The organism is Daejeonella sp. (assembly GCF_046590655.1).
Lineage (GTDB): Bacteria > Bacteroidota > Bacteroidia > Sphingobacteriales > Sphingobacteriaceae > Daejeonella.
The window spans coordinates 1-26,511 of sequence record NZ_JBKJUM010000133.1 but is presented as its reverse complement, the minus strand read 5'-3'; the positions used below and the strand labels follow the sequence as shown (position 1 = coordinate 26,511).

At 41.1% G+C, this 26,511-nt stretch carries 26 protein-coding genes; 17 read left to right on the top strand and 9 right to left on the bottom strand.

Annotated elements, in window-relative coordinates; genetic code table 11:
• The first annotated feature begins 138 nt into the window (after positions 1-138).
• The gene (locus tag ACLL8Z_RS12475; RefSeq protein ID WP_411275113.1) at positions 139-2,043 is read left to right on the top strand and encodes an AMP-dependent synthetase/ligase; all 1,905 of its coding nucleotides are present in this window, start codon (positions 139-141) and stop codon (positions 2,041-2,043) included.
• 156 nt (positions 2,044-2,199) lie between these two features.
• Here ACLL8Z_RS12475 and ACLL8Z_RS12470 read toward each other — a convergent pair whose 3' ends face one another.
• Together ACLL8Z_RS12470 and mqnC are read right to left on the bottom strand one after the other, a co-directional pair.
• A complete protein-coding gene (locus tag ACLL8Z_RS12470) occupies positions 2,200-2,982 on the bottom strand; it encodes a LytR/AlgR family response regulator transcription factor (protein WP_411275112.1) in 783 nt (260 codons plus the stop codon).
• Between the two features lie 87 nt (positions 2,983-3,069).
• Positions 3,070-4,194 carry a cyclic dehypoxanthinyl futalosine synthase gene (gene mqnC, locus ACLL8Z_RS12465; protein WP_411275111.1) on the bottom strand — a complete coding sequence of 375 codons (1,125 nt, stop codon included), beginning with the start codon at positions 4,192-4,194 and terminating at the stop codon, positions 3,070-3,072.
• Between the two features lie 188 nt (positions 4,195-4,382).
• On the opposite strand from mqnC, the gene ACLL8Z_RS12460 reads away from it, so the two are divergent.
• The 6 genes from ACLL8Z_RS12460 (at position 4,383) to ACLL8Z_RS12435 (ending at position 11,137) form a co-directional block, all read left to right on the top strand.
• Entirely contained in the window at positions 4,383-5,618 is a 1,236-nt protein-coding gene (locus ACLL8Z_RS12460; protein WP_411275110.1) for a M16 family metallopeptidase, read from the top strand.
• A 1-nt stretch (position 5,619) separates the two neighbouring features.
• On the top strand, positions 5,620-6,897 hold the full coding sequence (locus tag ACLL8Z_RS12455) for a M16 family metallopeptidase (RefSeq protein WP_411275109.1): 1,278 nt from the start codon (positions 5,620-5,622) through the stop codon (positions 6,895-6,897).
• Between the two features lie 108 nt (positions 6,898-7,005).
• Positions 7,006-8,475 carry an IMP dehydrogenase gene (guaB, locus tag ACLL8Z_RS12450; RefSeq protein WP_411275108.1) on the top strand — a complete coding sequence of 490 codons (1,470 nt, stop codon included), beginning with the start codon at positions 7,006-7,008 and terminating at the stop codon, positions 8,473-8,475.
• A 55-nt stretch (positions 8,476-8,530) separates the two neighbouring features.
• Positions 8,531-9,115 (top strand): TIGR00730 family Rossman fold protein, encoded by a 585-nt coding sequence (locus tag ACLL8Z_RS12445; protein ID WP_411275107.1) that lies wholly within the window; start codon positions 8,531-8,533, stop codon positions 9,113-9,115.
• A 202-nt stretch (positions 9,116-9,317) separates the two neighbouring features.
• A complete protein-coding gene (locus ACLL8Z_RS12440) occupies positions 9,318-10,178 on the top strand; it encodes an RNA polymerase sigma factor RpoD/SigA (RefSeq protein ID WP_090697759.1) in 861 nt (286 codons plus the stop codon).
• 176 nt (positions 10,179-10,354) lie between these two features.
• Positions 10,355-11,137, top strand: a complete 783-nt coding sequence (locus ACLL8Z_RS12435; RefSeq protein ID WP_411275106.1) for a PhzF family phenazine biosynthesis protein — start codon at positions 10,355-10,357, stop codon at positions 11,135-11,137.
• Positions 11,138-11,251: 114 nt separating this feature from the next.
• On the opposite strand, the gene ACLL8Z_RS12430 is transcribed toward ACLL8Z_RS12435, so the two are convergent.
• Positions 11,252-11,959, bottom strand: coding sequence for a TIGR00730 family Rossman fold protein (locus ACLL8Z_RS12430; protein ID WP_411275105.1), 708 nt, complete (start codon positions 11,957-11,959; stop codon positions 11,252-11,254).
• Between the two features lie 19 nt (positions 11,960-11,978).
• Complete coding sequence (locus ACLL8Z_RS12425) at positions 11,979-13,487, bottom strand: sodium:solute symporter (protein ID WP_411275104.1); 1,509 nt, start codon at positions 13,485-13,487, stop codon at positions 11,979-11,981.
• 144 nt (positions 13,488-13,631) lie between these two features.
• Here ACLL8Z_RS12425 and recR point away from each other — a divergent pair, with 144 nt between their 5' ends.
• Genes recR through ACLL8Z_RS12410 form a run of 3 tightly spaced genes read left to right on the top strand, consistent with a single transcriptional unit; the run spans position 13,632 to position 15,933 of the window.
• Complete coding sequence (recR, locus tag ACLL8Z_RS12420; RefSeq protein WP_411275103.1) at positions 13,632-14,249, top strand: recombination mediator RecR; 618 nt, start codon at positions 13,632-13,634, stop codon at positions 14,247-14,249.
• Between the two features lie 23 nt (positions 14,250-14,272).
• Positions 14,273-15,088: an SDR family oxidoreductase gene (locus ACLL8Z_RS12415; protein WP_411275102.1), complete on the top strand. Its 816-nt coding sequence runs from the start codon at positions 14,273-14,275 to the stop codon at positions 15,086-15,088.
• Positions 15,085-15,933, top strand: a complete 849-nt coding sequence (locus tag ACLL8Z_RS12410; RefSeq protein WP_411275101.1) for an alpha/beta hydrolase — start codon at positions 15,085-15,087, stop codon at positions 15,931-15,933. Before ACLL8Z_RS12415 ends, ACLL8Z_RS12410 begins: the two co-directional genes overlap by 4 nt.
• Before the next feature lie 139 nt (positions 15,934-16,072).
• On the opposite strand, the gene ACLL8Z_RS12405 is transcribed toward ACLL8Z_RS12410, so the two are convergent.
• Positions 16,073-16,315: a hypothetical protein gene (locus ACLL8Z_RS12405; RefSeq protein WP_411275100.1), complete on the bottom strand. Its 243-nt coding sequence runs from the start codon at positions 16,313-16,315 to the stop codon at positions 16,073-16,075.
• Between the two features lie 6 nt (positions 16,316-16,321).
• Here ACLL8Z_RS12405 and ACLL8Z_RS12400 point away from each other — a divergent pair, with 6 nt between their 5' ends.
• Positions 16,322-16,636 (top strand): DUF3817 domain-containing protein, encoded by a 315-nt coding sequence (locus ACLL8Z_RS12400; RefSeq protein ID WP_411275099.1) that lies wholly within the window; start codon positions 16,322-16,324, stop codon positions 16,634-16,636.
• A 31-nt stretch (positions 16,637-16,667) separates the two neighbouring features.
• Here ACLL8Z_RS12400 and ACLL8Z_RS12395 read toward each other — a convergent pair whose 3' ends face one another.
• Positions 16,668-17,564: a YitT family protein gene (locus ACLL8Z_RS12395; protein ID WP_411275098.1), complete on the bottom strand. Its 897-nt coding sequence runs from the start codon at positions 17,562-17,564 to the stop codon at positions 16,668-16,670.
• Positions 17,565-17,866: 302 nt separating this feature from the next.
• On the opposite strand from ACLL8Z_RS12395, the gene trpD reads away from it, so the two are divergent.
• The 6 genes from trpD to ACLL8Z_RS12365 all read left to right on the top strand — a co-directional run bounded on the left by trpD (position 17,867) and on the right by ACLL8Z_RS12365 (position 23,459).
• Complete coding sequence (gene trpD, locus ACLL8Z_RS12390; RefSeq protein ID WP_411275097.1) at positions 17,867-18,853, top strand: anthranilate phosphoribosyltransferase; 987 nt, start codon at positions 17,867-17,869, stop codon at positions 18,851-18,853.
• A complete protein-coding gene (locus tag ACLL8Z_RS12385; RefSeq protein ID WP_411275096.1) occupies positions 18,850-19,497 on the top strand; it encodes a phosphoribosylanthranilate isomerase in 648 nt (215 codons plus the stop codon). The genes trpD and ACLL8Z_RS12385 overlap by 4 nt, the downstream gene beginning before the upstream one ends.
• A 73-nt stretch (positions 19,498-19,570) precedes the next feature.
• Positions 19,571-20,779 carry a tryptophan synthase subunit beta gene (trpB, locus tag ACLL8Z_RS12380; protein WP_411275095.1) on the top strand — a complete coding sequence of 403 codons (1,209 nt, stop codon included), beginning with the start codon at positions 19,571-19,573 and terminating at the stop codon, positions 20,777-20,779.
• Between the two features lie 16 nt (positions 20,780-20,795).
• Positions 20,796-21,566: a tryptophan synthase subunit alpha gene (gene trpA, locus ACLL8Z_RS12375; RefSeq protein WP_411275094.1), complete on the top strand. Its 771-nt coding sequence runs from the start codon at positions 20,796-20,798 to the stop codon at positions 21,564-21,566.
• A 360-nt stretch (positions 21,567-21,926) separates the two neighbouring features.
• Positions 21,927-23,210 carry a sodium:proton antiporter NhaD gene (gene nhaD / locus ACLL8Z_RS12370; RefSeq protein ID WP_411275093.1) on the top strand — a complete coding sequence of 428 codons (1,284 nt, stop codon included), beginning with the start codon at positions 21,927-21,929 and terminating at the stop codon, positions 23,208-23,210.
• Between the two features lie 60 nt (positions 23,211-23,270).
• Positions 23,271-23,459 (top strand): hypothetical protein, encoded by a 189-nt coding sequence (locus ACLL8Z_RS12365; protein ID WP_411275092.1) that lies wholly within the window; start codon positions 23,271-23,273, stop codon positions 23,457-23,459.
• On the opposite strand, the gene ACLL8Z_RS12360 is transcribed toward ACLL8Z_RS12365, so the two are convergent.
• From ACLL8Z_RS12360 to nqrE, 3 genes are read right to left on the bottom strand one after another with little or no spacing between them, the layout of a single operon-like run.
• Positions 23,452-24,453, bottom strand: coding sequence for an FAD:protein FMN transferase (locus tag ACLL8Z_RS12360; RefSeq protein ID WP_411275091.1), 1,002 nt, complete (start codon positions 24,451-24,453; stop codon positions 23,452-23,454). The genes ACLL8Z_RS12365 and ACLL8Z_RS12360 overlap by 8 nt on opposite strands.
• 9 nt (positions 24,454-24,462) lie before the next feature.
• Complete coding sequence (nqrF, locus tag ACLL8Z_RS12355) at positions 24,463-25,728, bottom strand: NADH:ubiquinone reductase (Na(+)-transporting) subunit F (RefSeq protein WP_411275090.1); 1,266 nt, start codon at positions 25,726-25,728, stop codon at positions 24,463-24,465.
• A gap of 29 nt (positions 25,729-25,757) precedes the next feature.
• Entirely contained in the window at positions 25,758-26,372 is a 615-nt protein-coding gene (gene nqrE / locus ACLL8Z_RS12350; RefSeq protein ID WP_411275089.1) for an NADH:ubiquinone reductase (Na(+)-transporting) subunit E, read from the bottom strand.
• Positions 26,373-26,511 lie beyond the last annotated feature (139 nt).

Below are 26,511 nucleotides of genomic sequence, written 5' to 3'. Positions count from 1 at the left end.
TCCAATCTGGCAATTGGCAAAAATGGATTAATGAAAATAAGTAGAGGCCCCGGATTTAATCCGGGGCTTTTGTATTTTACAGGTTATCTGTATACTTGCTAAATTAATAAATCGTTAAGCTATCTTAATCACTCCAAGATGAATCCTATAACCGAGTCCACTACCATTCCAATGTTGTTGAGGGATGTGGTCAGTTACGTTCACGATGAAAATACAACCTTTTTACTTCACAAAGTAAATGATTTATGGACAGAATTGAGTTATAAGGATGTGTTACGTACAGCAGATGCGGTTTCAAGTTATTTTCTTGGGATGGGAATTCAAAAGGGCGACCGTCTTGGACTGATCATTGAAAACTCAGTGGAATGGGTGATTTATGACCAGGGATTACAGCAAATTGGGGGAGTAAACGTTTCTATATATCCTACATTAACTGAGCATGAGATTGAATACATACTCATCGATTCAGGGGTGAAGACTATGCTCGTTGGCAACCCTTTTTTGTTCAAGAAGATCTTGAAAATAGCCAATAATTGTCCTGAACTGCAGCGAATAATTCCGGTATTTGAGGGTTATCAGAGACATATTCCTGGAACGGATTTAAATGCCGGAGTTATTAGTTTTGCAGATCTTATCAGTGAGGGGGAGAAATGTATTTCTCAATTCCGGAAGGATATTGATTTGTTACAGAAGGCCATTCACCCCTCAGATATCGCCTCGCTGATATATACGTCAGGTACTACAGGAACTCCAAAAGGTGTAATGCTCACGCACTCTAATTTCGTCCAGAACGTAAAAGTTTGTTTGGATCAAATTCCAGTGATAGATCAAAATGACACATTTCTTTCATTCCTGCCTTTGTCACACGTATTTGAAAGGACTGCAACTTATCATGTTTGCTGTGCTGTAGGTTCTAAAATTGCCTTTGCGCAAAGTCTTGAGCTCCTTGCAAAAAATATGGCTGAGGTAAAGCCAACTGTGATGAGCTGTGTTCCCCGTTTGCTGGAGCGCATCCACGACAAGGCTATGAAAACCGGTACGGCAGCTGGAGGGACTAAAGCAAAGATATTTCTTTGGGCTATTGAAACTGGCAAGAAACACCGTGAGATTAAAGAGTCAGGTGGGACGCCTGGAATATTTTTAAGCCTCCAGCAAAATCTTGCTGAAAAACTTGTCTTTAGCAAGATAAAAGCGAAGACGGGAGGACGGCTGAAATTTATGATCTCCGGAGGTGCTGCACTTCCTAAAAATGTAGGTGAATTCTTCGGAAATCTTGGAATCAAAATTCTTGAAGGCTTCGGTTTAACAGAAACTTCGCCGGTAATGTCTGTCACAGAATATCACCGACAGGTTTATGGTACAGTTGGCAGGATTATTCCGGGAATTGAAGTGGCAATTCAGGATGTTGAAACGAAAAAGATGATTAGCGTTCAAACCCATAATACATTCGATGAGAAATATGAATGTGGTGAGGGTGAGGTAATTGTACGGGGGCATTGCGTAATGAAGGGTTATTGGAAAAAACCTCAGGAAACAGCTGATGTGATCGATAAAGAAGGGTGGTTTCATACCGGAGATATCGGCCGTTTTTATAAAGGAAATCTTCAAATTACTGACCGAATTAAAAACATGCTGGTTAATGCTTATGGTAAAAATATTTATCCAACACCCGTTGAAAATACATATTTAAAAAGTCCTAAAATTGAACAGATATTCCTTATTGGTGATAAGCGGGAATATGTCACGGCCATAATCACTCCTTCCAAAGAAACCCTTCAGGAAACCTTCAATCTCAAAGAAGAGTTCTTTAATCAAAGAGAGCAGTTTATAGGAGATCAGAAAATCATAGATTGGCTCGAGGAAGATGTAAAAAAATATTCAACGGAATTAGCCAAATTCGAACGACTAAAAACTTTTATTGTGAAGCGGAACCCGTTTAGTATAGAGGAGGGAGAAATAACTCCGACGATGAAGGCTAAGCGTAAAGTTATTGAGAAGAAGTACGCCGGGGAAATTGATGAGATGTATTTGCAAGAAACGTAGTAAGCGCTTGAGCGTTTACAATATGCAATTGAAAGAGGAGCTTGGCACATAATTGTCTTCTGTTGGCGCCGCGGCCGAATGACTTCAGCCGGGCTGAGGGGAAGGGCTGAATTTTTCATGCGCTTTATCGTCGGCAAAGTTAAGGACCAGGGGCACCTACTTTTTAAACATCTCTTTTACGGTTTCCATGAACTCTGGCGACCTACGTCTGGATACTGAGTGTTCGGTATTGTCTGACATCTTTACTACCAGGCCATTTCTGTTTGAATAACTCTGCAAATGTGCGAGATTTATCATTGTAGATTTATGGATCCGGCAAAAGCCGCAGTCGTCTAGAATGCTTTCATATTCTTTAAGGTGCTTGGAGACCACTATTTTTTCGCTTTTTTCCACATGGAAAATTGAATAATTACTGTCAGCCTGGATATATAAAATGTTGCTTATGTTAAGGACATGGAATCCATTGGAGTGCGGAAGATTCAATTTTTTAATCTTTTTTATTTCATTAAGATTTTCGTGAAGACTGCTGAAAAGTGGTTCTTGATTACTAGTAAAGAATTCATTTTCAGAGCTCTGCGCTTTTAAATCTACCGCTTTGTCAATTGAATCCTGAAGTTCCTGGATGTCAATTGGTTTGAGCAAATAGTCTACAGCACTCGCCCGGATTGCTTTTATTGCATACTGATTGTAAGCAGTGGTAATGATCACAGATGTGACGTTTTTCTGTAGATCTGGCAAAAGACTAAACCCGTCTTCAACTGGCATTGCGATGTCAAGAAAAACGAGGTCGATAATATCGGCCTTCAAAAGAGTTCTTGCTTCTGCCACGGAGCGGGCAATCCCTTTTATTTTTACAGAGGGGCAATATCCGTCGATCAGGAAAAACAGTGACTTTCTGGAATATTCCTCGTCGTCTACAATAATAGCGTTGATAGGCATAATTCAATGATTAAAACCATACTACCAATGTATAAGTATTTATTTTTAAACTGAACCTGAATGAGGGAACGGTAAAAAGCGCGTTTATCAGTATGTTATGACCTGTTGTTCTGTCATTTCCGGAAGGTCTCTGAACTCATATTGCTGGTTTCGAAGCTGCGGCTCGAAACCAGCTTCTCGAATTGAATCCTGAATTCCCTGTGAGGTGAAACGATGAGGCGCTCCGGCCGCGGAAACCACATTTTCCTCAATCATGATAGAACCAAAATCATTAGCTCCTGCCTGCAAGCAAATCTGGCCAACCTGTTTCCCGACGGTAAGCCAAGACGCCTGTATATTTTTTATATTGGGGAGCATTATACGGCTTAACGCGATCATTCGGATATATTCATCGGCAGTAACCTGATTCGTTATTCCGCGTACTTTTTTTAATAGTGTGCCGTCATCCTGAAAAGGCCATGGAATAAAGGCAATAAATCCCTTCGCAACTTCCGGCTTTTCAGACTGTACTTCACGGAGCCATACGAGATGTTCAAATCGTTCTTCAAGTGTTTCCACATGTCCAAACATCATCGTCGCAGAAGTTGTCAACCCAAGCTGATGTGCTGCCCGCATTACATCTAGCCACTCCTGGCCACCACATTTTCCTTTTGAAATAAGCCGGCGCACCCGGTCGTTTAGAATCTCTGCACCAGCCCCCGGCAAGGAGTCTAGACCAGCCTCTATTAATGCTCTCAGAACATCTCTATGACTAATGCCTTCAAGTTTTGCGATGTGTGCAATTTCGGGCGGTCCTAAAGAATGCAACTTTAGCTTAGGATAAAGCTGTTTTAACTCTTTAAAAAGATCAACATAGAATTTAAGACCCAAATCCGGATGATGTCCCCCCTGCAACAATAATTGCTCGCCGCCGAAGCGGAAAGTTTCTTCGATCTTTTGCTTGTAAGTCTCGATGTCAGTTATGTAGCTCTCATCGTGCCCAGGTCTTCTGAAGAAATTGCAAAATTTGCAGTTTGCGATACACACATTAGTAGTATTAACATTTCTGTCGATAATCCATGTAACTTTACCATGAGGAACCTGCTTTTTGCGAAGCTCGTTGGCTACATATATTAATTCCGGAGTACCTGCATTTTTAAACAGAAACAACCCTTCCTCAGCTGAAAGAAATTCAAAATTCAAAGCACGATTGAGGAGGTCGGAAATATTCATGATATCAAAGATACGTAGCGAATGAACAAATGAGTAAATAAGTTATTGAGAAATTGCTAATCTGACTTTAATATGTAACTTTCTTTTTCTTCAGGATGCGTGAAAATTCAAATTGTTATCTCTCTTTTCAATTTCCAATAATTCCCCCTTTTAATTCCTAAATTTGCCATCTAACCCGTTTGAATTCTATGGTTTCTTTTGAACGCTTTACCCTCGCGAATGGACTTAGAGTTCTGGTCCATGAAGATCCGACAACGCCTATGGCCGTATTAAACATTTTATATGATGTTGGCGCGCGTGATGAGCATCCGGATCAAACCGGCTTTGCACATTTGTTTGAGCACCTGATGTTTGGGGGATCTGTAAATATTCCATCTTACGACGAACCCTTGCAGCGGGTTGGGGGAGAAAATAACGCCTTTACCAGTAATGATATAACGAATTATTATATCACACTTCCTTCGGTTAATCTCGAGACGGCCTTCTGGCTTGAAAGTGACCGGATGTTAAATCTTGCATTTTCCGAGAAAAGTCTGGAAGTGCAACGAAATGTTGTAAGTGAGGAGTTTAAACAGAGGTATTTAAATCAGCCTTACGGCGATGTATGGCTGAAGCTTAGGCCACTTGCATACAAAGATCATCCCTACCAATGGGCCACTATTGGAAAGTCGCTCAAACACATTGAGGATGCAACAATTGAGGATGTAAAAGCATTTTTCAAGAAGCATTATAACCCTGCAAACGCGATTTTAGTAGTGGGCGGAGATGTTAAACAGAAGGAAGTTAAACGCCTCTCAGAAAAATGGTTCGGAAATATACCAGCCATTGAAAAGGCTGTTCGAATGCTTCCTAAAGAAGAAGCCCAAACCGAGGAGCGAGTTGAGACTGTGAAGGCAAATGTGCCTCTTGACGCTATCTATAAAGTATTTCATATGACCTCACGTACTGATGATGGGTATTATTCTGCGGATTTGATCTCGGATATTCTTTCAAGAGGAAACTCATCACGTTTGTTCAGAAATCTATTGAAAGATCAAAAACTCTTTAGTGATATAAATGCCTACTTAACCGGCAGCCTGGATGCCGGTTTATTCGTTGTTGAAGGAAAGCCCTTACCTGGTGTTTCTATGGAGACTGCTGAGGCTGCCATATGGGCTGAACTGGATCGTATGAAGAACGAGCCCGTGCCGGAACAGGAATTAACTAAAGTCAAAAATAAAATGGAATCGACAATGGTTTTCTCAGAAATGAGTTTATTAGATAAAGCGATGAACCTGGCTTATTTCGAACTATTGGGTGATGCGGATCAGCTCAACTCTGAAACGGGGAAATACCTTGAAGTTAGTGCTGAAGATATTCAAAAACAAGCACATCACATCTTCCGAAAGGAAAACTCTTCTACCTTATACTACTTAGCAAATTAGAATGATCGATAGAACAAGGGCTCCTGCTTTTGGCCAGGTTGAACAAATAGAACTGATTAAAGCGAAACCAATTGTATTGGATAACGGGCTTAAGGTTTTTACAGTTGACGGCGGTGACCAGGATCTTATACGAATCGAATTTATCTTTGAGAATATTGTCTACGATGCGTCGAAACCTTTACAGTCGTACGCGGCCAATACCATGCTTAATGATGGTACGAAGGAGCTAAGTGCATCTGAAATTGCTGATAGAATAGATTACTACGGAGCATTTCTTCAGACAGACTTCAGCAACGATCAATCCATTGTAACGCTTTATTCATTAAATAAACACCTGCCCGCAACATTGCCAGTGGTAAAGTCAATAATTTCAGATTCTATATTTCCGCAAGTGGAATTGGATACATTTATCCGTAATCAAAAGCAAAAGCTTAGTGTTAATCTGGAAAAGAATGATTTTTTAAGCCGTAAGATCTTTAATTCTGTATTATTTAATAATTCATTATACGGTTATGATACCCGTGCTGAAGACTACGACCGCCTTACACGAATTCAGCTGCAGGAATATTTTAGCCAGGCTTACAAACCCGCGAATTGTACGGTTGTGGTTGCTGGTAAAGTTACAGACGAAGCATTGAGTCTGGTGGACCGCCTTTTCGGGAAGAACTGGCAAGGAGGAAGCAGTGTGACTCCTAACATTTTTAATTTTTATACAGGCTCAGGCAAGGAGCACTATATCGAGAAAGCGGATGCTTTACAATCTGCAATCAGGCTCGGAAATGTTGCAATTAACCGTTCGCATACTGACTTTCCGGGAATGCAGGTTTTGAACACTATACTAGGCGGATACTTTGGTTCCCGTCTAATGGCAAATATCCGCGAAGACAAGGGCTACACTTATGGGATTGGGTCGGCTCTGGTATCAATGAAAAATGCCGGTTATTTTTTCATAGCCTCAGAAGTTGGTGCCGACGTTTGTACCCCGGCACTGGATGAAATTCATAAGGAAATTGAAATACTAAAAACTGAGACTGTCAGCGAACAGGAGCTGGACCTAGTAAGGAACTATATGTTGGGCTCTATGCTTGGCGGCTTAGAAAATGCGATGTCGCACGCAGACAAATTTAAAAATATCTATTTCTCTGGCCTGGGGTATGAATATTATCAGAATTATATTCAGACGGTAAGAACTATTTCTGCCCTTGAATTACAGGCTTTGGCAAATAAATATTTAGATTGGAATGGGATGGAGAAGGTTGTTGTTGGAAAGAAAAATTAGTGTGTTGAACGACTGGCCAACTTATAACGTAAAACTTATAACGTACAACTCCTTTATGCATTTTTTTAGTAACTTTGCCCGGCAAGTAATAACCCACAATTATTTGCTATGCAACTTGACCCAAACAAATTCGTATCCGAAGGCCTTACATACGATGACGTCCTTTTAATTCCTGCTTATTCTGAAGTTCTGCCACGCGATGTGGATACCAGTACTTTTTTTACTCGTACGATCAAGCTAAATGTTCCCATCGTTTCGGCGGCAATGGACACGGTCACTGAATCTCTTTTGGCTATTGCAGTTGCACAAGCAGGGGGGATTGGGATGCTGCACAAAAACATGAGCATTGCTGAACAGGCAGACGAAGTGCGCAAAGTGAAGCGATCAGAGAGCGGCATGATCCAGGACCCGGTTACGCTTAATGAAGATGCTCTCCTTTCAGATGCATTTCTAATTATAAAAGAATATAAAATTGGTGGTATACCGGTTATTGATCCAGACGGAAAATTAGTCGGGATTATTACTAATCGTGATCTTCGATTTCAAAAAGATCTTACACGCCCGGTAGGGGTTGTGATGACAAAGGAAAATCTAATAACCGCACCGGAAGGCACGACCTTATCTCAGGCTGAACTTATCTTGCAGGATTATAAAATTGAAAAGTTGCCAGTCGTTGACAATAATGGTCGTTTAGTCGGATTAATCACTTTTAAGGATATTCAGAAATTCAAGAACTTTCCTAATGCGTGCAAGGATCAACACGGCCGACTTCGGGTTGGTGCTGCAGTTGGAGTTACCCCTGACACCATGGACCGCGTAGACGCGCTTGTTAAAGCAGGTGTGGACGTAATTACTATCGATACCGCACATGGGCACTCAAAGGGTGTTATCGAAAAATTAAAGGAAGTAAAATCGAAATATCCCAACCTGCAGGTTGTCGTTGGGAATATAGCGACAGGGGCTGCCGCAATTGCCCTGGCAGATGCGGGTGCTGATGCTGTAAAGGTTGGAATAGGGCCAGGTTCTATATGCACTACCAGGATCATTGCTGGCGTAGGTGTCCCTCAATTATACGCAGTTTATGAATGCGCAAAAGCATTGGAAGGCCGGGGTATCCCGGTTATTGCAGATGGTGGCATCAAACAGACCGGTGATATCGCAAAAGCAATAGCCGCCGGTGCAAGTACCATAATGGCTGGGTCGCTATTTGCAGGCGTAGAGGAGTCGCCTGGCGAGACAATTATTTATGAAGGACGTAAGTTTAAATCTTACCGTGGAATGGGTTCAATTGAAGCTATGGAACAAGGTTCTAAAGACCGCTATTTCCAGGATGCTGAGGATGATATCAAAAAATTAGTTCCGGAAGGTATAGTTGGTCGGGTTCCATTCAAAGGATCATTAGCCGAAGTAATGTATCAGCTTATCGGGGGTTTGAGAGCCAGTATGGGTTATTGCGGATCGGCCACCATCGCAGACCTCCAAAATGCCAAATTTGTCAGGATCACCGCAGCCGGTATGCGCGAAAGCCATCCGCATGATATTACGATAACTAAGGAAGCACCAAACTATAGTCGGTAGCCTACGATTTCCGCCCAGACTTACAACTCAAACTCAAAACGTATCGTAAAATTCTATGAAATCCATTTCCGTGTTCTGTGGCGCCAATTTCAACGGGGATCCTGCGATCCTCAAGGCTGTAAATGATCTTGCGGGGGTATTTGTCGACAAAGATATTACTCTTGTTTTCGGTGGTGGCAGGGTAGGCGTAATGGGTCTGATTGCTGATGCAGTTCTAGATCGGGGAGGTAAGGCTGTTGGTGTAATCCCACAATTTCTCATGGACAAGGAAGTCGGGCACACCGGCTTGACCGAGCTGATAATCACCTCCAGCATGCATGAGCGCAAGCAAAAGATGGCCGATATTTCTGATGGTGTGATTACCCTTCCAGGAGGATTCGGTACTCTCGAGGAGTTTTTTGAGGTAGTAACGTGGCTGCAGTTAGGTTTACATAATAATCCAATTGGATTATTAAATATCGAGGGATTTTACAACCCTTTGTTGGCTCAGATGGATGTGATGGTTGAAAAGAAGTTTCTTAAACCTCTTAATCGGGATCTGGTATTAAGCCATTCAGACCCGGCGGAGCTTGTTAATATTATGGAGAATTTTAACAGCAGCCCAGATGAGGTGTGGTTTGAAGTAAGGAATTTGACATAGATAAATTGAAATTTCAGGTTTAAATATGATGCTGCAATTATTTGCAGGTTTATGCGTTAATATGGAACGATTTTTGTGCTAAGAAAAGTAGATTCTTTTCCACGTAAATCCTTTAAAATCAGCTAAATTTTCCTGTAACTTGTCGTTTAAATGGCAGATTTGTTTAACTTTGCAGACTTTTATAGGGAGTATTTATTCATAAATGAGACAACTCAAAATAACCCAATCCATTACCAATCGTGAATCGCAGTCATTAGACAAGTATTTACATGAAATTGGTAAAGTAGATTTAATTACCGCAGAGGAAGAAGTAATTCTTGCACAAAAGATCAGAGAAGGTGATCAGGCGGCACTCGAAAGGCTAACCAAAACTAACTTACGTTTTGTAGTTTCAGTAGCAAAACAATACCAGAATCAGGGTTTAACCCTTGGCGACCTAATCAATGAAGGTAACCTTGGTTTGATCAAGGCTGCAAAACGTTTTGATGAGACAAAAGGGTTCAAATTCATATCATATGCAGTATGGTGGATTCGTCAGTCGATCCTTCAGGCTATCGCAGAACAATCTAGAATTGTCCGTTTGCCCCTTAACCAGGTTGGTTCATTAAGTAAGATCAGCAAAGCCTTCTCAAGACTTGAGCAAGAGTTTGAACGCGAACCATCGCCCGAAGAACTCGCTGATAATCTTGAGACAACGGTTGAAAAGATATCTGATACCTTAAGTAACTCAGGTCGCCACGTTTCTATGGACGCGCCCTTTGTTCAGGGAGAAGAGAATACCCTTCTGGATGTCCTTGAAAACAGTGATCCTAATACAGACAGTAACCTGATCAACGAATCTTTATCTGAAGAGATAAAACGCTCGTTATCAACTTTGACTGAGAGAGAAAGAGAAATAATTGTTCTTTTCTTCGGCCTTAGTACTAATCACCCGCTATCATTAGAAGAGATCGGCGAGAAATTTAACCTTACCCGTGAGCGTGTACGTCAGATAAAGGACAAAGCGCTTCAGCGTTTACGCCATACTTCAAGAAGTAAGATATTGAAATCTTATTTGGGATAATAAGTTTCAGGTATCCTGCCTGCCTGCCGGCAGGCAGGTATCAAGACTGTGCGATTAGCATGGTCTTTTTTGTTTTGAGCTTGCCGTTTTTCATAATCAACATTCCGATCTTAATATTGAACGGACAACCGTCCACCCATTAACGACAATTCCTATATTTGAAAGAAAATAGAAATATGACGATCCCAATTTACCAGGTTGATGCCTTTACAGAAAAGTTGTTTGGCGGTAATCCGGCAGCGATTTGTCCGCTTGATGAATGGTTACCTTCTCCACAAATGCAAAAAATTGCCGCTGAGAACAATCTTGCTGAAACGGCATTTTTTATTCCCTTAGGAAATGATTATGAGTTAAGATGGTTTACGCCCGAACTTGAAATAGACCTGTGCGGGCACGCTACTTTAGCTACTGCTCATGCTCTCTTTACCATTATGGGATATGAACGGGAAGTTATTCATTTTCACACTCTAAAAGCTGGAACATTGAGTGTTCACCGTAATGGCGATAAATACATGATGGACTTCCCTTCGCGACCACCGGAAGCTACAGTGACTCCCCGGGGACTAATAGAAGCTATAGGGGGGAATCCTGTTGAAGTATTACGTTCCCGGGATTATTTTCTGGTTTATGAAACAGAATCGGACGTTTTAGCGCTGGAACCTGACTTTTTTGCTTTAGGGAAAATCGATTCTATTGGCGTTATAGCTACAGCGCCGGGAGACAATTGTGATTTTGTTTCCCGTTTTTTTGCTCCCTCGGCGGGGATTAATGAAGATCCGGTAACAGGTTCGGCACATTGCAACCTTATACCATATTGGGCTAACCGTCTGGGTAAAGAGAATATGCACGCTTATCAGGTTTCCGAACGTCGCGGTGAGTTGTGGTGCCAACTTAAGGGTGACAGGGTGTTGATGTCTGGGAGGGCGGTTACTTATTTGAAGGGAGAAATCTTTGTGTAAGAAAGTATCAACTATCAGGTATCAAGAATCAAGACACGTGTACTGTAGTTATTGAAAGTAAGCGCACAAAATTAAGACCTACGGATGTTGATACTTGATACTGTATACCTGATACTAAAAATTCGGCTTCAATACATACTTGTCATAGAACCTGAAAATATGCTCAGTGGCTTCCTCTGCGGTATCGACCATTCGGAATAGGTTCAAGTCATCCTCGTTTATATTTCTTTCATCCTGAAGCATGGTAGTCGTTACCCAGTCGATAAGTCCCGACCAGTAAGATTTTCCGACCAGGACAATAGGGAAACGCGCTACTTTACCTGTCTGAATTAGTGTCAGGGCTTCAAACATTTCATCCATTGTTCCAAAACCACCAGGGAGTACTATAAAGCCTTGGGAATACTTCATGAACATCACCTTACGGATAAAGAAATAATCAAATTCAAGAATTTTGTCGCGATCTATATATTTATTGTGAAACTGTTCAAAAGGGAGTTCAATATTCAGCCCAACAGATTTACCGCCCGCTTCAAAAGCTCCTTTATTAGCTGCTTCCATAATTCCGGGGCCACCGCCTGAGATTACGCCATAGCCTCTTTCAGTGAGCAGCCGAGCGCAATCTTCAGCTAATTTGTAATATTTATTCTCATTAGAAGTCCGGGCCGATCCGAAAATGGATACGCAGGGGCCTATTTTGGCAAGCTTCTCAAAACCGTCGACAAATTCAGCCATGATTTTGAAAATCTGCCATGAATCGGTAACCTTTATTTCCTGCCAGTTTTTATTTTCAAATGCATTTCTTATTTTTTCATCACTCGTCATATGGTAATTTCTATATCAATTAAAATTGTGTTCTGGCGGTTGTAGGTCTGCTGATCAATAAAAGTCCGATAAAAGTGATCAAACCATTTACAACTATTAATTCATTATCAAAAACATAGCCACCCATTAATGTCGCTGAATATTTATTAAGGAGAAAGACAATGCCCGGTGATAATAAACATATATAAGGTACCAGTTTATCCTTAACTCCCCGGTTTTTAACAAACAAGCCAAATCCATATAGACCTAATAAGGGTCCATAAGTGTAGGATGCGACAGTAAATATGGCGCTTACTACCGCTGCATTGTTTACGGCGTTAAATAAGATGATTACCAAAAACATCAGTAAAGAAAACCCGATGTGAACCATGTGGCGTGTTCGTACTACAGAAGCAGCATTAACGTCTTCTTTTTTGGTAAAACCCAGGAAATCTACACAGAACGAGGTAGTTAGAGCCGTAAGTGCTGAGTCTGTTGTGGCAAACGTTGCCGCTGTGAGTCCCAGCATAAAAACAACTCCCGGGATCAATGCCAAATGATTAAATGCAATTTCTGGGAAGAGGAAATCCGTACGTGGTTTTCCAGTCACGGCATCTACAGGAATTTCTATACCGTTTTTAGTAGCATATATGTATAATAATGCACCAACACTAAGAAAGAAAATATTTATAACAACAAAAACTCCTGTGAAAGTGAACATGTTCTTTTGCGCTTCGCCTATGTTTTTACAGCTCAAATTCTTTTGCATCAAATCCTGATCAAGTCCAGTCATGGCGATAGTCACGAATATACCGCCCAGCAATTGTTTAGTAACGTGGAATTTGCTGGTCATAAAGTCCTCGAAGAAGAAAACTTTTGAATAACCACTGTTTTTTATCGTCTCAAAAGCTTCAGGAATATTCAAGTCTAGGCTGCTACAGATGAAGTAAATAGTAAGAATGACGGACGAAACAAGGAATACTGTTTGCAAGGTATCGGTAATAATGATCGTTTTAAGTCCGCCTTTGAAAGTATAAGACCAGATAAGAGCAAGCGAAATCAATACAGTTGCCCAAAATGGAACTCCATAGGAATCGAAAATAAACCGTTGTAATACTATCACAACCAGATAGAGACGGAAGGCAGAGCCAATAGTACGGCTCAAAAGAAAGATACTGGCTGCAGTTTTATAACTGTGGGTTCCAAGCCTTTCTTCGATATAAGTGTAAATCGAGGTAAGCTTCATCCTGTAGTAAAGTGGAAGCAGTAAAGTGGCGATAATAATAAAGCCAATAGCATTACCCAACACGAATTGAAAATACTTGAATTCATTTCCAGCTGGATTACCCACTTCTCCCGGGACAGATATAAAAGTAACCCCCGATAACGCGGTACCAATCATTCCAAACGCAACAAGATACCACTTGGAATTTCTGTTAGCAGTGAAAAAAGTAGAGTTATCTGAGGACTTCTTAGACGTTAAATAAGATACGCCAATTAGCATAAGAAAATATGCTACAAGAAAGCTGAGTAGTATTGATGGCTCCATATTTTTTTATATAAGTGCCTAAATTAATAATTAAGTTCTTAATACGAATTAATTCATTTTGTAATGTCGGTGTGCATTTATGCGCTATATAAATAATCAGTTAAAAACCTGTGTAAAGATTATTTTTTAAATTTAAATTTGTGAATGAACTTTTCTTCCAAACTGCTTGAAAATGCAGTTAATGAATTTGCAACCCTGCCAGGCATCGGTCAAAAGACTGCTTTAAGATTGGTACTGCATTTATTAAATCAGCCGCAAACTGATGTAGAAAAGTTTAGCAATACACTTTTGCAGCTTAAAAGGGAGATTCGTTTTTGCGAAATCTGTCATAATATTGCAGATCAGAAAGTATGTGAAATCTGCAGCGCAGTTAAGCGTGAAAAATCCTTGTTATGCATTGTCGAAGATACGCGAGATGTCATGGCTATAGAAAATACCGGTCAGTATCATGGTGTTTATCATGTGCTGGGTGGACTTATTTCACCAATGGATGGGATTGGACCATCTGATCTCAACATTGATAGCCTTGTTGAAAGAGCGGATAAAGGAGATATTACAGAAGTCATTCTGGCATTAAGTGCCACTATGGAAGGCGATACTACGATATTCTACTTGTATAAAAAACTAAAAGACAAAGGGATACAAATCAGTGCGATTGCCAGGGGGATAGCTTTTGGAGGCGAGCTGGAATACGTAGATGAGATTACACTAGGGCGTTCGATCGTTACTCGTATTCCATATGAAAACACACTTGCAAAGTAGCCGGGCGTTAAAATTACTTTCTAATGGATCTTAAGAATAAGACAGTTATCATCACTGGCGCTTCGTCTGGTATTGGACGCTCATGTGCGGAGGAATTTGCTAAGCGTGGTGCAAACCTTGTTCTAGGCGCAAGGCAATATGTAAGTTTGTGCGAGATAGCCCAGGAGCTCGAAAAGCTATATAAAATTAAGGCTGTTGCTTTTCCCTGCGATGTGTCAAAGGAAGATGATTGCAAAGAACTTGTAAATAAGGCAATTACGACTTTTGGTCGTATTGACGTACTTATCAATAATGCTGGGATTTCCATGCGCGCGTTATTTGCTGATGTTGATCTTCAGGTTCTTAGAAACCTGATGGATGTAAATTTTTGGGGAGCTGTATATTGTACAAAATATGCGCTGTCAGAACTTCTAAAAAATCAAGGCTCCGTGGTTGGTGTCAGTTCAATTGCAGGATATAAGGGACTACCCGGACGTACGGGATACTCTTCGTCTAAATTTGCTCTGAACGGCTTTTTAGAGTCCCTTCGTGTCGAAAATCTAAAAAATGGTTTGCATGTAATGGTAGCCTCACCAGGATTTACAGCGTCGAATATTAGATATTCTGCCTTAGGAAAAGATGGTAGCACACAGGGAGATACGAGCATGGATGAGGGTAAAATGATGTCTTCCGGTGAAGTCGCGGCTATAATCGCAGATGGAGTAGAAAAGAGAAAACGCTCCCTTATTATGACCGGGCAAGGTAAACTTACTGTACTTTTGAACAAATTGCTCCCTTCATACCTCGATGGATTAGTTTATAAGCATTTTACAAAAGAGAAGGATCCTTTAATCAGATGAAACTTATAATAATTCTTCTTTTACTTTTTTTCAGGGGATTTCAAGTATCATTCGCCACCGCGATCGACATTAAACCCGACATCTCTTATTCTCAAAATCCCACCAGTGGCACTGAAAACCTGCTGGATGTGTATTATCCTGCAGACCTATCGACTGCTAAAGACGTTCTGGTCTTCATTCATGGCGGTTCCTGGAACAGCGGTAAGAAAGAAACTTATTGGTGGCTCGGACGGAATTTGGCTCGAAAGAATGTTGTGACCATAATCATAAATTACAGCCTTAGTCCTGATGCCAACTATGAAAACATGGCTGCCGATTGCGCTAAAGCTTTAAAATGGGTAAGTACGAACAGCAGTACTTACGGTGGAAACAGTAAGAGGATATTTGTTATGGGCCATTCTGCCGGAGGCCACCTTGCGGCCTTGATCCATTCTGATCCAAGGTTTTTTAAAGAGGAATCAATTTCCGATCCGATAAAGGGTATTATCTTAAATGATGCGTTTGGACTGGATATGTTTGAATACCTTACTACAGCAGAGCAAGATGACAACACCAGAAGTTTTCTAAATACGTTTTCAAGTGATCAGGAAGTTTGGAAAGTCGCATCACCATTATCCTATCTAAAGAATTTCCAAAGACCTGTATTGTTATTTGTAGGAGAAAAGACCTATCCTGCTATTAAGATCCAGTCGGAAAGACTACGGAAAATGCTCACGGAGTCAAAACGTCCGACTAATCTTATAATAATTCCTGGGAAGAAGCATGTGCCCATGATTACCCAAATGATATTCAGGGGGAATAAACTTTATGATTACATATTGGATTTTATGAGAGACCTTAATTAGTTGACGGTTGACGCTTAACATCAATTAGTGTCGTCAATCTTCCACTCTCCATTACCCCTTAACCTAACCGTTGATCAATTCCCCTCCATCGTCTGATTCCACTGTTACCTCCGGTTATGAGCGCAAACTTATTGAGAAGCTAGCTCGCTGCTTTTAAATTAGCATGTAGAAACTCGGGTTTAGGCGTCATTTTATTTTCAACGCCGGGTTGGTGGTTCTGTTTTTCGTTTCCAGAAAAGAACTTTGGTTTCATTTTCATACATAGGATATATTTGAACAAACCTGTGGGCAATTCTAAAAGTTGATGAGATTTATACATCATTACTTTGATATGATTTCCAAACTTCGCAGATTTTATATTTTTGCCTTTTGATAACTTCATTATACTATGCTAAACACACCACTTGGCCGTTTCCGGATCATTGCCTTTATAGAAGGTTGTTCCTTTCTGCTTATCGGCCTTACTATGATCCTGAAGTATAGGTACGAAATGCCCGGGCCTAATTACGTAGTAGGAATGATCCACGGCTTACTATTTATATTATACGTGGGTATGCTTTTACATGTGGCTTATGTGTATAAATGGTCTTTTTTAAAAGTTGCGTTGAGTTTTCTGGCATCGCTCATACCGTTCGGGACATTTTATGCGGATAAGAAACTATTTAGGATCGAAGAAAGGGAAGCGAGCAAGAGGACTAAATAATTCAGAGGGAATTCTCCATAATCACACCATCCTAATGCAAGGGCCTCGGCTTTATAATTCCCCCTTTCGTATCACTAATCGTACTCATCACAATAAACGCTTTATGATCAATCAGCGCTACTTCCTGTTTCAACTTTGAAACCTCTAAGCGGGTAACTACAGTAAAAATTATATCGATATCCTTACTTTTGAACTGAGAGCTTTCAAAACCCCGTTCGCCTTTGTAGATCGTAACGCCGCGTCCAAGATTTTTGGTTATTGCATCGCGAATCTGAGTACTCTTGGCTGAAACAATTGTTACGCCGGTGTACTCTTCTATACCCTGAATAATAAAATCTACAGTCTTTGATGCGGAAAGATAAGTTAATATGGAATATAAGGCAGTTTCAATACCAAGTACAAAAGCCGCAAGCAGGAATATCACTACGTTAATCAGCAATATAATGTCACCCATGCTCAGAATGCTTTTTCTATTCAAATAAACTGCTAAAATCTCTGTCCCGTCAATTACACATCCGCCGCGTATTGCAAGGCCGATTCCTGCCCCCAAAAAGAAGCCCCCGAATATCGCGGTAAGTAATTTATCATTAGTTATAACAGGAAATTGAACAAAATATATAGTAGCAGCTAATACAACAATTGCTATGGACGTGACAATTGCAAACCGTTTGCCAATTTGTTTAGCGCCCAGGATGATGAAAGGTATATTAAACAAGACCAGCCAAACGGATACAGGAATACCTGTCGATTCGGTCAATTGGAACGTTAACAATGATATGCCGGTAATACCTCCATCAATAAAATGATTAGGAAGAAGAAAGCCCTTCAGGCCAAAACAGGCAAGCGCGATCCCCAGTAAAATAAGTCCTGCTCTTCCCAAATTAATTTTATACTGCAGTATCTTTCTGGATCGTCTCGTAGCTTTCATGTTTTAAAAATACTCAAAAGGTTTGCAGCTAAAGAAAAGTTTAGCCATATTTGCTTTCCGAGATGAAAGCAAACAATTTATATACAAAGTGGTGGTGGCGGATGAGTAATCATTTGGCGATCAGTAAAAGTATATAGTATTCAACATAAAGAAACTAGATATGAAGGGTTGCCAAGGCAACCCTTTTTTCATGTGATATAGGTTGCTTTTTAATGGCAATGAAGCTTGCATGAGCTTTTTTCATGTCGCTGTGTGAGTGATAAGCTTATACAGGTTTTATTAAAAGATTTAATAACACAACCGTGAAGAAAATATTAAACCATCTGTTTGAGCAAAAAACATTTCGGCAGGAGGAAGCGAAAGAGATCCTCACGAACATAGCACTTGGGAAGTATAATAATTCTCAGATGGCGGCTTTTATGGCAGTTTACTGTATGAGGAACATTACAGTAGATGAACTCCAGGGATTCCGAGATGGTATGCTTGATTTATGCCTTAAACCAAACCTGGCTGATTATGACCTCATAGACCTTTGTGGAACTGGCGGTGATGGAAAGGACACGTTTAATATTTCTACACTTGCATCATTTGTGGTGGCCGGGGCGGGATACAAGGTTGCAAAGCATGGCAATTATGGAGTTTCTTCAGGTTGTGGTTCGTCAAACGTCATGGAGTTTTTGGGATATACTTTCACGAACGATTCAGATAAATTGCGTCGAAGCCTGGACACTGCAGGTATTTGTTTCCTTCATGCCCCACTTTTTCACCCGGCTATGAAAACAGTTGCTCCCATTCGAAAAGAACTTGGCGTGAAAACGTTTTTTAATATGCTTGGACCGATGGTAAATCCGGCACGTCCTCAAAACCAGTTAGTGGGTGTGTTTAGTCTCGAATTAGCAAGGCTATATGCTTATTTGTATCAGAAGTCTTCAGTGAAATACACGATAGTGCACGCCCTCGGGGGATATGATGAAATCTCCTTAACCTGCGATTTTAAAACGTTTTCGGGAAGCGGCGAGCATATTCACTCTATCGCTCAGATGGGTTTCGAAAAAATCGATCCTTTGAAGATTGGTGGCGGGAATACCGTCGAAGATTCTGCTCTTATTTTCAGAAATGTGCTAAATGGCACGGGAACTGCGGAGCAAAACAATGTGGTAACTTGTAATGCTGCTATCGCAATTCAGACAATTAAACCTCAAATATCTTTTGCCGATTGTTTTTATGAAGCGCAGGAATCTTTAAATAATAAGAAAGCATTGGAAAGTTTCAAGAAATTGATAGCATGATAATCAAGGTCTGCGGTATGAGAGAGCCTGACAATATCAGGGAATTAGCAGAGCTAAAACCTGATTATGTGGGATTCATTTTTTACCTGCATTCAAAACGGTTCGTCGGAAATCTTCAGGCGGATGCTTCGGTTTCGCTTTCACCTGGAGCAAAAAAGACAGGAGTATTCGTCGATGAAACGATGGATGCTATGGCTGATATAGTGATTAAACATGACCTCGATGCGGTGCAACTGCACGGTGAGGAGAGTGGAGAGTTCTGTAGGACATTCAGGAAATTCCTTCATAATATGCAAACCGAAAAGCATGTAGAATTAATTAAAGCTTTCGGGATTTCTGAGCAGTTCGATTTTGGCACGCTGGATAACTATGAAGATTTTGTGGATTATTATTTATTTGACACAAAAAACGCGGGACATGGTGGGTCTGGAGTAGCTTTCGACTGGAGCATTCTTGAGAATTATCAGGGTAAAAAACCATACTTTCTAAGCGGGGGACTAAGTCCGGATAATATTGATGGAATTAAAGAAATTAAAGATGTAAGATTCTATGGAGTAGATCTTAACAGCAAATTTGAAAATGCGCCAGGAGTGAAAGATATTGGCAAACTAAGAGATGTTTTTAAAAGAATTAGGAGCTTCTAATTTCTAACCTGCCGGCCGGCTGGCAACCCACCTGCCTGACGGCAGACAGGCAACTAGCAACCAACAACGGAATATGAACAAAGAATTTATAAAAAGTTCGGTGAACTGGGGAGTAAGTGAAAACGGGTATTTTGGAGATTTCGGGGGTGCTTATATCCCTGAAATGCTTTACCCGAATGTCGAGGAACTTCGAACAAGGTATCTGGAGATTATATATGAGTCTGCTTTTCAGGAAGAATTACATCAGTTGCTGAAAGATTATGTGGGTAGGCCTTCACCCTTATTTCTGGCGGGAAGGCTATCGGAGAAGTACGGTGCGACAATCTATCTGAAGCGTGAAGATTTAAACCATACAGGAGCCCATAAGATCAACAATACAGTGGGACAAATTTTGCTAGCTCAGCGTTTAGGAAAAACGCGGATCATCGCCGAAACCGGGGCTGGGCAACATGGCGTTGCTACGGCTACTGTTTGTGCTCTTATGGGTCTTGAATGTGTAGTATATATGGGCGAAGTTGATATTCAGCGTCAGGCTCCTAACGTAGCGCGCATGAAAATGATGGGAGCAACAGTAGTTCCAGCTACGTCAGGAAGCAAAACCTTGAAAGATGCTACAAATGAAGCTATGAGGGACTGGATAAATAATCCGGTAGACACACATTATATCATTGGTTCAGTAGTCGGTCCGCATCCATATCCGGATATGGTTGCACGATTTCAGGCTATCATTTCTGAAGAAACCAAATTGCAGCTCAAAGAAAAGACCGGATCTGAATACCCTGATATTGTAATGGCCTGTGTGGGTGGCGGTAGTAATGCCATGGGTATGTTCTATCATTTTCTGGATGATGAAAAAGTGAAGCTTATTGCAGTGGAAGCGGCTGGAAAGGGCGTTGACAGCGGAAAATCGGCGGCAACTACAGCCCTTGGTCGAGAGGGTGTTCTTCATGGAAGCCGCTCTATATTAATGCAAACAGAAGACGGGCAGGTTGTGGAGCCTTATTCAATTTCCGCAGGACTTGATTACCCTGGTATCGGACCGCAGCACGCGCATTTGTTTAAAGCGTCACGTGGCGAGTATGTAAGCGTAACGGATAATGAAGCAATGGATGCTGGGCGCCTATTGGCCGAACTGGAAGGTATCATACCGGCTATTGAAAGTGCGCATGCATTGGCCCATTTGGAAAAAATGAAATTTAAAGGAGATGAAATTGTGGTGATCTGTCTTTCTGGACGTGGGGATAAAGACCTCGATAACTACATGAAACATTTTAACCTATAGAAGCCATTCAAAGACAATGAACAGACTTAACAAACTTTTTGAGAATAAGAAGACGCCTATTTTATCCATTTACTTTACCGCAGGTTATCCCAATTTAGAAAGTACGCTCGATATTGCGGAAGCCCTGGAAAAAGGAGGTGCAGATTTTATTGAAATCGGTTTCCCCTATTCTGATCCGGTTGCAGATGGGCCTGTAATCCAGGCAAGTTCGCAGATCGCATTAAACAACGGAATGACCCTTCCCATACTTTTTGAACAATTGAAAGAACTGAGGAAGCGTGTGTCTATTCCAGTATTGCTAATGGGCTATGTAAATCCGGTGCTGCAGTATGGTGTGGAAAACTTTTGCAATAAGGCAGCTGAAGTAGGTGTAGATGGTGTAATTGTGCCAGATTTGCCTATGTATGAATATGAGAATCTGTATAAGAGCTGTTTCCTGGAAAACAAATTGAGCAACATTTTTCTGGTAACGCCTCAAACTTCCGCAGAAAGGATTAAAAAAATTGATGAGTTGAGTAATGGGTTCATTTATCTGCTGTCCTCGTCATCTACAACTGGAAAAGAACTAAAAGTTTCTGACGATGCTGATACATATTTTCAAAGGATAAAAGATATGAATTTGAAGAATCCTACGATGATTGGCTTTGGGATATCCGACAAGAAGAGCTTCGACAAAGCAGCGGAATATACTCGGGGGGCTATTGTAGGAAGCGCTTTTGTTAAGACATTAGCTCAGCCCGATGCTTTAGCAAATATTCCTGCCTTTATCAGTACAATCCGGACATAGCGTCTAACATATTAATCAATAGAGACTACTAACTATGATATTAGTTCTACCTACCCAACGAAACAAAAACGCAAAAGGACGCAAAGTTCAACGCAGAGTACGCGAAGTTTTAAACATGTGCTTATAACATAAATCGCTTTTAATGACTCGTCCTTTGCGCGAACCTTTGCGTCCTTGGCGTTTAAAGTAGGCGCTAAGCCAATTCTCTTAGTATTTTTCACCTACTGTTGCCCTACATCAAATCTGGTTTAAATACCAATTTAAAAAATTGCCAATCTATTTGTTTAATTTCAATAGTTCTGTAACTTGAATTAGAAAGCGGCTACGTGAGTTCGATATACCATCCTTAAAGATTATCTCATGAATCTATTAATAGTTTTAGTTTTCGTCATTGGATATGCGGGAATTGCCTTTGAGCACCCACTAAAAGTTAATAAAACGGCAAGTGCCCTCCTAACAGGTGTATTATGCTGGACTATTTACATGATGAGTAGCTCAGATATAGACCTGGTTTCAGGGCAGCTTTACGAGCATTTGGGGCAGATATCTGGTATACTATTCTTTTTGCTCGGTGCGATGACTATCGTGGAGCTTATTGATGCACACGATGGTTTTGAGGTGATCACCAACCGGATTAAAACCACAGATAAGAGAAAGCTACTGTGGATCATTTCCATTTTAACATTTTTCTTATCCGCTGTTCTGGATAATCTTACTACGACCATTGTAATGGTTTCCCTACTCAGGAAACTCATAGATGATAAACAGACCCGTATGTTTTTTGTAAGTATGGTGGTCTTAGCTGCAAATGCCGGAGGTGCCTGGACACCTATTGGCGATGTCACAACAACAATGCTTTGGATAGGAGGGCAGCTTACAACCGGGAATATCATTGTTAATTTGTTCATCCCAAGCATGGTATGTTTGATTGTTCCATTGCTGGTGCTTTCTTTTTCCATGTCAGGCAAGGTTGAAACTCCGCAGGTGATGGAAAGCCACCAAGCTGAAAAGACAAGTTCTTTTGATAAGAAATTAATCCTCGCTATGGGAATAGGTGCCTTGTTGTTCGTGCCTTTCTTCAAAACAATCACACACTTGCCTCCCTTTATGGGGATGTTATTTGGCCTGGCGATTTTGTGGATTATAACAGAAATTATGCACAAGGATAAGAACGATGCTGATAAAGATGCTTATTCGGTAGTCCACGCTCTTCGCAAGGCAGACGTACCGAGCGTTCTGTTTTTCCTGGGGATTCTGGTTGCTATTTCAGCGTTGGAATCTACACATCAATTACAGGACCTCGCAGCCTATATGGATGAAAAGATCGGGAACCTAAATGTTATTGTCATTTCAATCGGGCTACTCTCCGCGATAGTTGACAATGTACCGTTGGTTGCGGCCGGGATGGGAATGTATGATATGACCACTTATCCTACTGACCACTATTTCTGGTCGTTCCTTGCGTATTGTGCCGGTACGGGCGGCAGCATCCTGATTATTGGTTCGGCAGCCGGCGTAGCGGCTATGGGTATGGAGAAAATTGATTTTATCTGGTACCTTAAAAATATCACGTTTCTGGCCTTTCTCGGCTATATGGGGGGCGCAGGAGCATTTCTTCTTCAGCACTATCTGCTCGGTAGCTAAAGGAATTCAGGACAAAGCCCAGGCTATTGCTATGCTCACCAAAAAGGGATAATTTTAATTATGGAAACTATTCTGTTAAGCGTACTATTGCTAGGTCTGGCGGTCGCTGGAATTGCGGTTCGGATCCTTCTTAAAAAAGACGGACAGTTTTCAGGAACCTGCAGCAGTAATAATCCATTACTACAAAAAGAGGACGGCGTGTGCAGCATATGCGGAGCCAAACCGCTCGAGAATTGCAAGTCTAATTAACCTCCTTGATTAGGTTTTTCATTCCATCCGATTGGAATGTTTTCCATTTTCCGTCTTCAGCATAAACAAAAAATACGTCAAGTTTTAAGTCTTTATTTTCCTGCAGAAATTCTTTAGCCCGGTCAAGTCCCATGACCATAAAAGCAGTCGCATACGCATCTGCGCTCATTGCATCATCTGCAAGTACCGTTGCACTTAAGATGTTCTGTTTCGCAGGGTAACCGGTTCGGGGATCAATGATATGAGCGTATTTCATCCCGTCTTCTTCATAAAACTTTCTGTAATTTCCTGAAGTGGCCAAGGCCCTGTTTTCTAGTTGGACAATGGCCTGAAGCTTCCGTTCCGCTCCCTGCACTTCGTCAGGCCTATCGATTCCAACTGTCCAATTATCCTGGTTCTTACTGCCTTTTGCGATTAACTCACCACCCAGTTCTACCAGGTAATTATGTACACCATGTCTGTCCAGATACGCCGCTAAAACATCTACAGAATAGCCTTGTGCGATTGCGTTGAAGTCGATATTGATTTCGGGCCGGGCTTTAATAACCTTGTCATTTTCGAGTTTGAGCATTCGGTAACCGACCAATTTTCGTAAACTGTCAATTGTCAGGCTATTAATTGATAATTTTTTTGCCGGTCCAAATCCCCATGCGTTTACAAGTGGCCCGACAGTAATATCAAATAGGCCCTGTGTTTTATCGGAAACCTCCATTGATTTTAAGAACACATCTCTAAAATATGAGTTGATAAGGACATCTTTTTCATTTCTGTTTATCCGGCAGATAATTGACGATTTTACCCAGGTAGAAAGTGAAAGGTCTAGCTCCTTTAAGATGGACTCTATAGCGGATTTATGTTTGCCGGGATTTTCAGAAATGTATGTAATATGCCAGGTAGTGCCCTGTGCTTCCCCCGAAATCTTATGAATTGCTGCTTTGTCTTTACAGCCCGAAAGCCATAGTAGAGAGAACATCATTACCTGGCACAATTTCATACAATTCCGTTAGCCGCCAAAATCGTCGAATGCAATATTTTCACGTGGTACACCCAGCTCATCAAGCATTTTGAATACTGCTGAATTCATCATAGGCGGCCCGCATAAGTAATATTCTATTTCTTCCGGTTCTGGATGGTTTTTGAGGTAGTTCTCGTACAATACATTATGTATAAAGCCTGTAAAGCCCGTCCAGTGGTCCTCTTCGAGCGGTTCCGATAAGGCTATGTTATATTGGAAATTTGGGAAATCTTTTTCAATACCCCTGAAATGTTCGGTGTAAAATATTTCTCTGAGCGAGCGTCCGCCATACCAAAAGCTGATCTTTCTGTCGCGTTCTTTCTCTGTATGAAATATGTGAAAAAGATGGGAGCGTAAGGGCGCCATACCTGCGCCGCCGCCTATATAAATCATTTCTTTTTTAGTTGGTTTGATTTGGAAATCGCCAAAAGGACCGGCAATATTCACCTTGTCGCCGGGCTTGAGTGAAAAAACATAGGAAGAGCAAATCCCGGGATTTACGTTCATAAATCCGCCGGACTGCTGATCGAAAGGAGGGGTAGCCAGCCGGATATTAAGCATAATAATATTCCCCTCCGCCGGATGATTGGCCATCGAATAAGCACGAAATATCGGTTCCGGATTCTTCATTTTAAGATCCCAGATCTTAAACTTATCGTAATCATCGCGAAAGCGGTTATCAATTTTGTAGAGCTCGTCTTTGAAGTTAACGTTTATTACAGGAACGTCTAATTGGATATAACATCCCGATTCAAAGTCCAAAAATTCCCCTTCGGGCAGTCTGACAACAAGCTCTTTTATATAAGTAGCCACATTGTTATTCGACACCACTTCACACTCCCATTTTTTAATGCCAAAGACTTCATCAGGAATCTTAATTTCCATATTCTGCTTCACTTTCACCTGGCAACCAAGTCGCCAATGATCCTGTTGCTGTTTGCGTGTAAAATATGGCACCTCGGTGGTTAGGATTTCACCACCTCCGGAAAGAACCTGGCATTTACACATTGCGCACGTACCACCGCCTCCACATGCAGAAGGAAGGAAGATTTTCCGTTGTGATAAAGTAGTGAGAAGGGTTGAACCTGCTTCAGTTTCAATAATCTCCTGATTGTTTATATTAATCTTGACCAGGCCTGAAGGCATCAGTTTTGTTTTGGCTACAAGTATAATATAAACAAGCACAAAATTAAACGCAGAAAATATCACTACACTGGTGAGGATAGTGGTCATGTCAATTGCTAGAAGAACCATAGTGCTGATCATTTTCTTAAACGCCGCTTTTAAAGGGTAATACCCATGAAACTCATAAAGCCAATAGCCATTAAGCCTGTAAGGATAAATGTGATGCCGAGGCCTCGAAGAGGAGCAGGAATATTCGAATACCGGATTTTTTCACGAATTGCAGCTAGTGCTACTATGGCAAGTGCCCAGCCAACTCCGGACCCCAGACCGAACACTGTTGCTTCACTTAAGGTGGAATATTCTCTTTCCTGCATAAACAAAGCCCCTCCCAATATCGAACAATTCACAGCGATCAGCGGAAGGAAAATACCCAGCGTGGCATATAAAGCAGGAGTATACTTTTCAACCACCATTTCAACTAGCTGTACAATGGATGCGATTGTTGCAATAAACATTATGAAGCTGAGGAAACTTAGGTCAACAGTTGCAAAATCTTCAGACAACCAGGTTAACGCTCCGGGTTTAAGCAGATATTTTTCCAGAACGTAGCAAACAGGTACCGACACAGCTAATACAAAAATAACTGCCATACCTAGTCCTACTGCGCTCTTGACTGTTTTGGAAATGGCCAGGTAAGAACACATGCCCAGGAAATAGGCAAAGATCATGTTCTCGATAAAAATGGCCTTGATAAATATGTTTACGTGATCCATATTTTTATTTAGTTTCTATCAAGTTTCTGTTACGGCTCCTTTGTATCCAGATTATAATTCCTACAATAATCAGGGCCATTGGCGGCATGATGACAAGACTGTTGTTAAAGTATCCCATATCGTACAGTGATTGGGGAAT

What these genes read in the sequence shown, in the direction of transcription:
- ACLL8Z_RS12445 (WP_411275107.1), top strand. Translation starts at nt 8,531, where the DNA reads ATGAAATCCATTTCCGTGTTCTGTGGCGCCAATTTCAACGGGGATCCT.
- ACLL8Z_RS12440 (WP_090697759.1), top strand. Translation starts at nt 9,318, where the DNA reads ATGAGACAACTCAAAATAACCCAATCCATTACCAATCGTGAATCGCAG.
- ACLL8Z_RS12470 (WP_411275112.1), bottom strand. Translation starts at nt 2,982, where the DNA reads ATGCCTATCAACGCTATTATTGTAGACGACGAGGAATATTCCAGAAAG.
- guaB (WP_411275108.1), top strand. Translation starts at nt 7,006, where the DNA reads ATGCAACTTGACCCAAACAAATTCGTATCCGAAGGCCTTACATACGAT.
- ACLL8Z_RS12405 (WP_411275100.1), bottom strand. Translation starts at nt 16,315, where the DNA reads ATGAAGTTATCAAAAGGCAAAAATATAAAATCTGCGAAGTTTGGAAAT.
- mqnC (WP_411275111.1), bottom strand. Translation starts at nt 4,194, where the DNA reads ATGAATATTTCCGACCTCCTCAATCGTGCTTTGAATTTTGAATTTCTT.
- recR (WP_411275103.1), top strand. Translation starts at nt 13,632, where the DNA reads ATGAACTTTTCTTCCAAACTGCTTGAAAATGCAGTTAATGAATTTGCA.
- ACLL8Z_RS12360 (WP_411275091.1), bottom strand. Translation starts at nt 24,453, where the DNA reads ATGAAATTGTGCCAGGTAATGATGTTCTCTCTACTATGGCTTTCGGGC.
- ACLL8Z_RS12430 (WP_411275105.1), bottom strand. Translation starts at nt 11,959, where the DNA reads ATGACGAGTGATGAAAAAATAAGAAATGCATTTGAAAATAAAAACTGG.
- ACLL8Z_RS12475 (WP_411275113.1), top strand. Translation starts at nt 139, where the DNA reads ATGAATCCTATAACCGAGTCCACTACCATTCCAATGTTGTTGAGGGAT.
- ACLL8Z_RS12455 (WP_411275109.1), top strand. Translation starts at nt 5,620, where the DNA reads ATGATCGATAGAACAAGGGCTCCTGCTTTTGGCCAGGTTGAACAAATA.
- ACLL8Z_RS12435 (WP_411275106.1), top strand. Translation starts at nt 10,355, where the DNA reads ATGACGATCCCAATTTACCAGGTTGATGCCTTTACAGAAAAGTTGTTT.
- ACLL8Z_RS12385 (WP_411275096.1), top strand. Translation starts at nt 18,850, where the DNA reads ATGATAATCAAGGTCTGCGGTATGAGAGAGCCTGACAATATCAGGGAA.
- ACLL8Z_RS12410 (WP_411275101.1), top strand. Translation starts at nt 15,085, where the DNA reads ATGAAACTTATAATAATTCTTCTTTTACTTTTTTTCAGGGGATTTCAA.
- trpB (WP_411275095.1), top strand. Translation starts at nt 19,571, where the DNA reads ATGAACAAAGAATTTATAAAAAGTTCGGTGAACTGGGGAGTAAGTGAA.
- ACLL8Z_RS12365 (WP_411275092.1), top strand. Translation starts at nt 23,271, where the DNA reads ATGGAAACTATTCTGTTAAGCGTACTATTGCTAGGTCTGGCGGTCGCT.
- nqrF (WP_411275090.1), bottom strand. Translation starts at nt 25,728, where the DNA reads ATGGTTCTTCTAGCAATTGACATGACCACTATCCTCACCAGTGTAGTG.
- ACLL8Z_RS12415 (WP_411275102.1), top strand. Translation starts at nt 14,273, where the DNA reads ATGGATCTTAAGAATAAGACAGTTATCATCACTGGCGCTTCGTCTGGT.
- ACLL8Z_RS12460 (WP_411275110.1), top strand. Translation starts at nt 4,383, where the DNA reads ATGGTTTCTTTTGAACGCTTTACCCTCGCGAATGGACTTAGAGTTCTG.
- ACLL8Z_RS12425 (WP_411275104.1), bottom strand. Translation starts at nt 13,487, where the DNA reads ATGGAGCCATCAATACTACTCAGCTTTCTTGTAGCATATTTTCTTATG.
- ACLL8Z_RS12395 (WP_411275098.1), bottom strand. Translation starts at nt 17,564, where the DNA reads ATGAAAGCTACGAGACGATCCAGAAAGATACTGCAGTATAAAATTAAT.
- ACLL8Z_RS12400 (WP_411275099.1), top strand. Translation starts at nt 16,322, where the DNA reads ATGCTAAACACACCACTTGGCCGTTTCCGGATCATTGCCTTTATAGAA.
- trpA (WP_411275094.1), top strand. Translation starts at nt 20,796, where the DNA reads ATGAACAGACTTAACAAACTTTTTGAGAATAAGAAGACGCCTATTTTA.
- nqrE (WP_411275089.1), bottom strand. Translation starts at nt 26,372, where the DNA reads ATGGATCACGTAAACATATTTATCAAGGCCATTTTTATCGAGAACATG.
- nhaD (WP_411275093.1), top strand. Translation starts at nt 21,927, where the DNA reads ATGAATCTATTAATAGTTTTAGTTTTCGTCATTGGATATGCGGGAATT.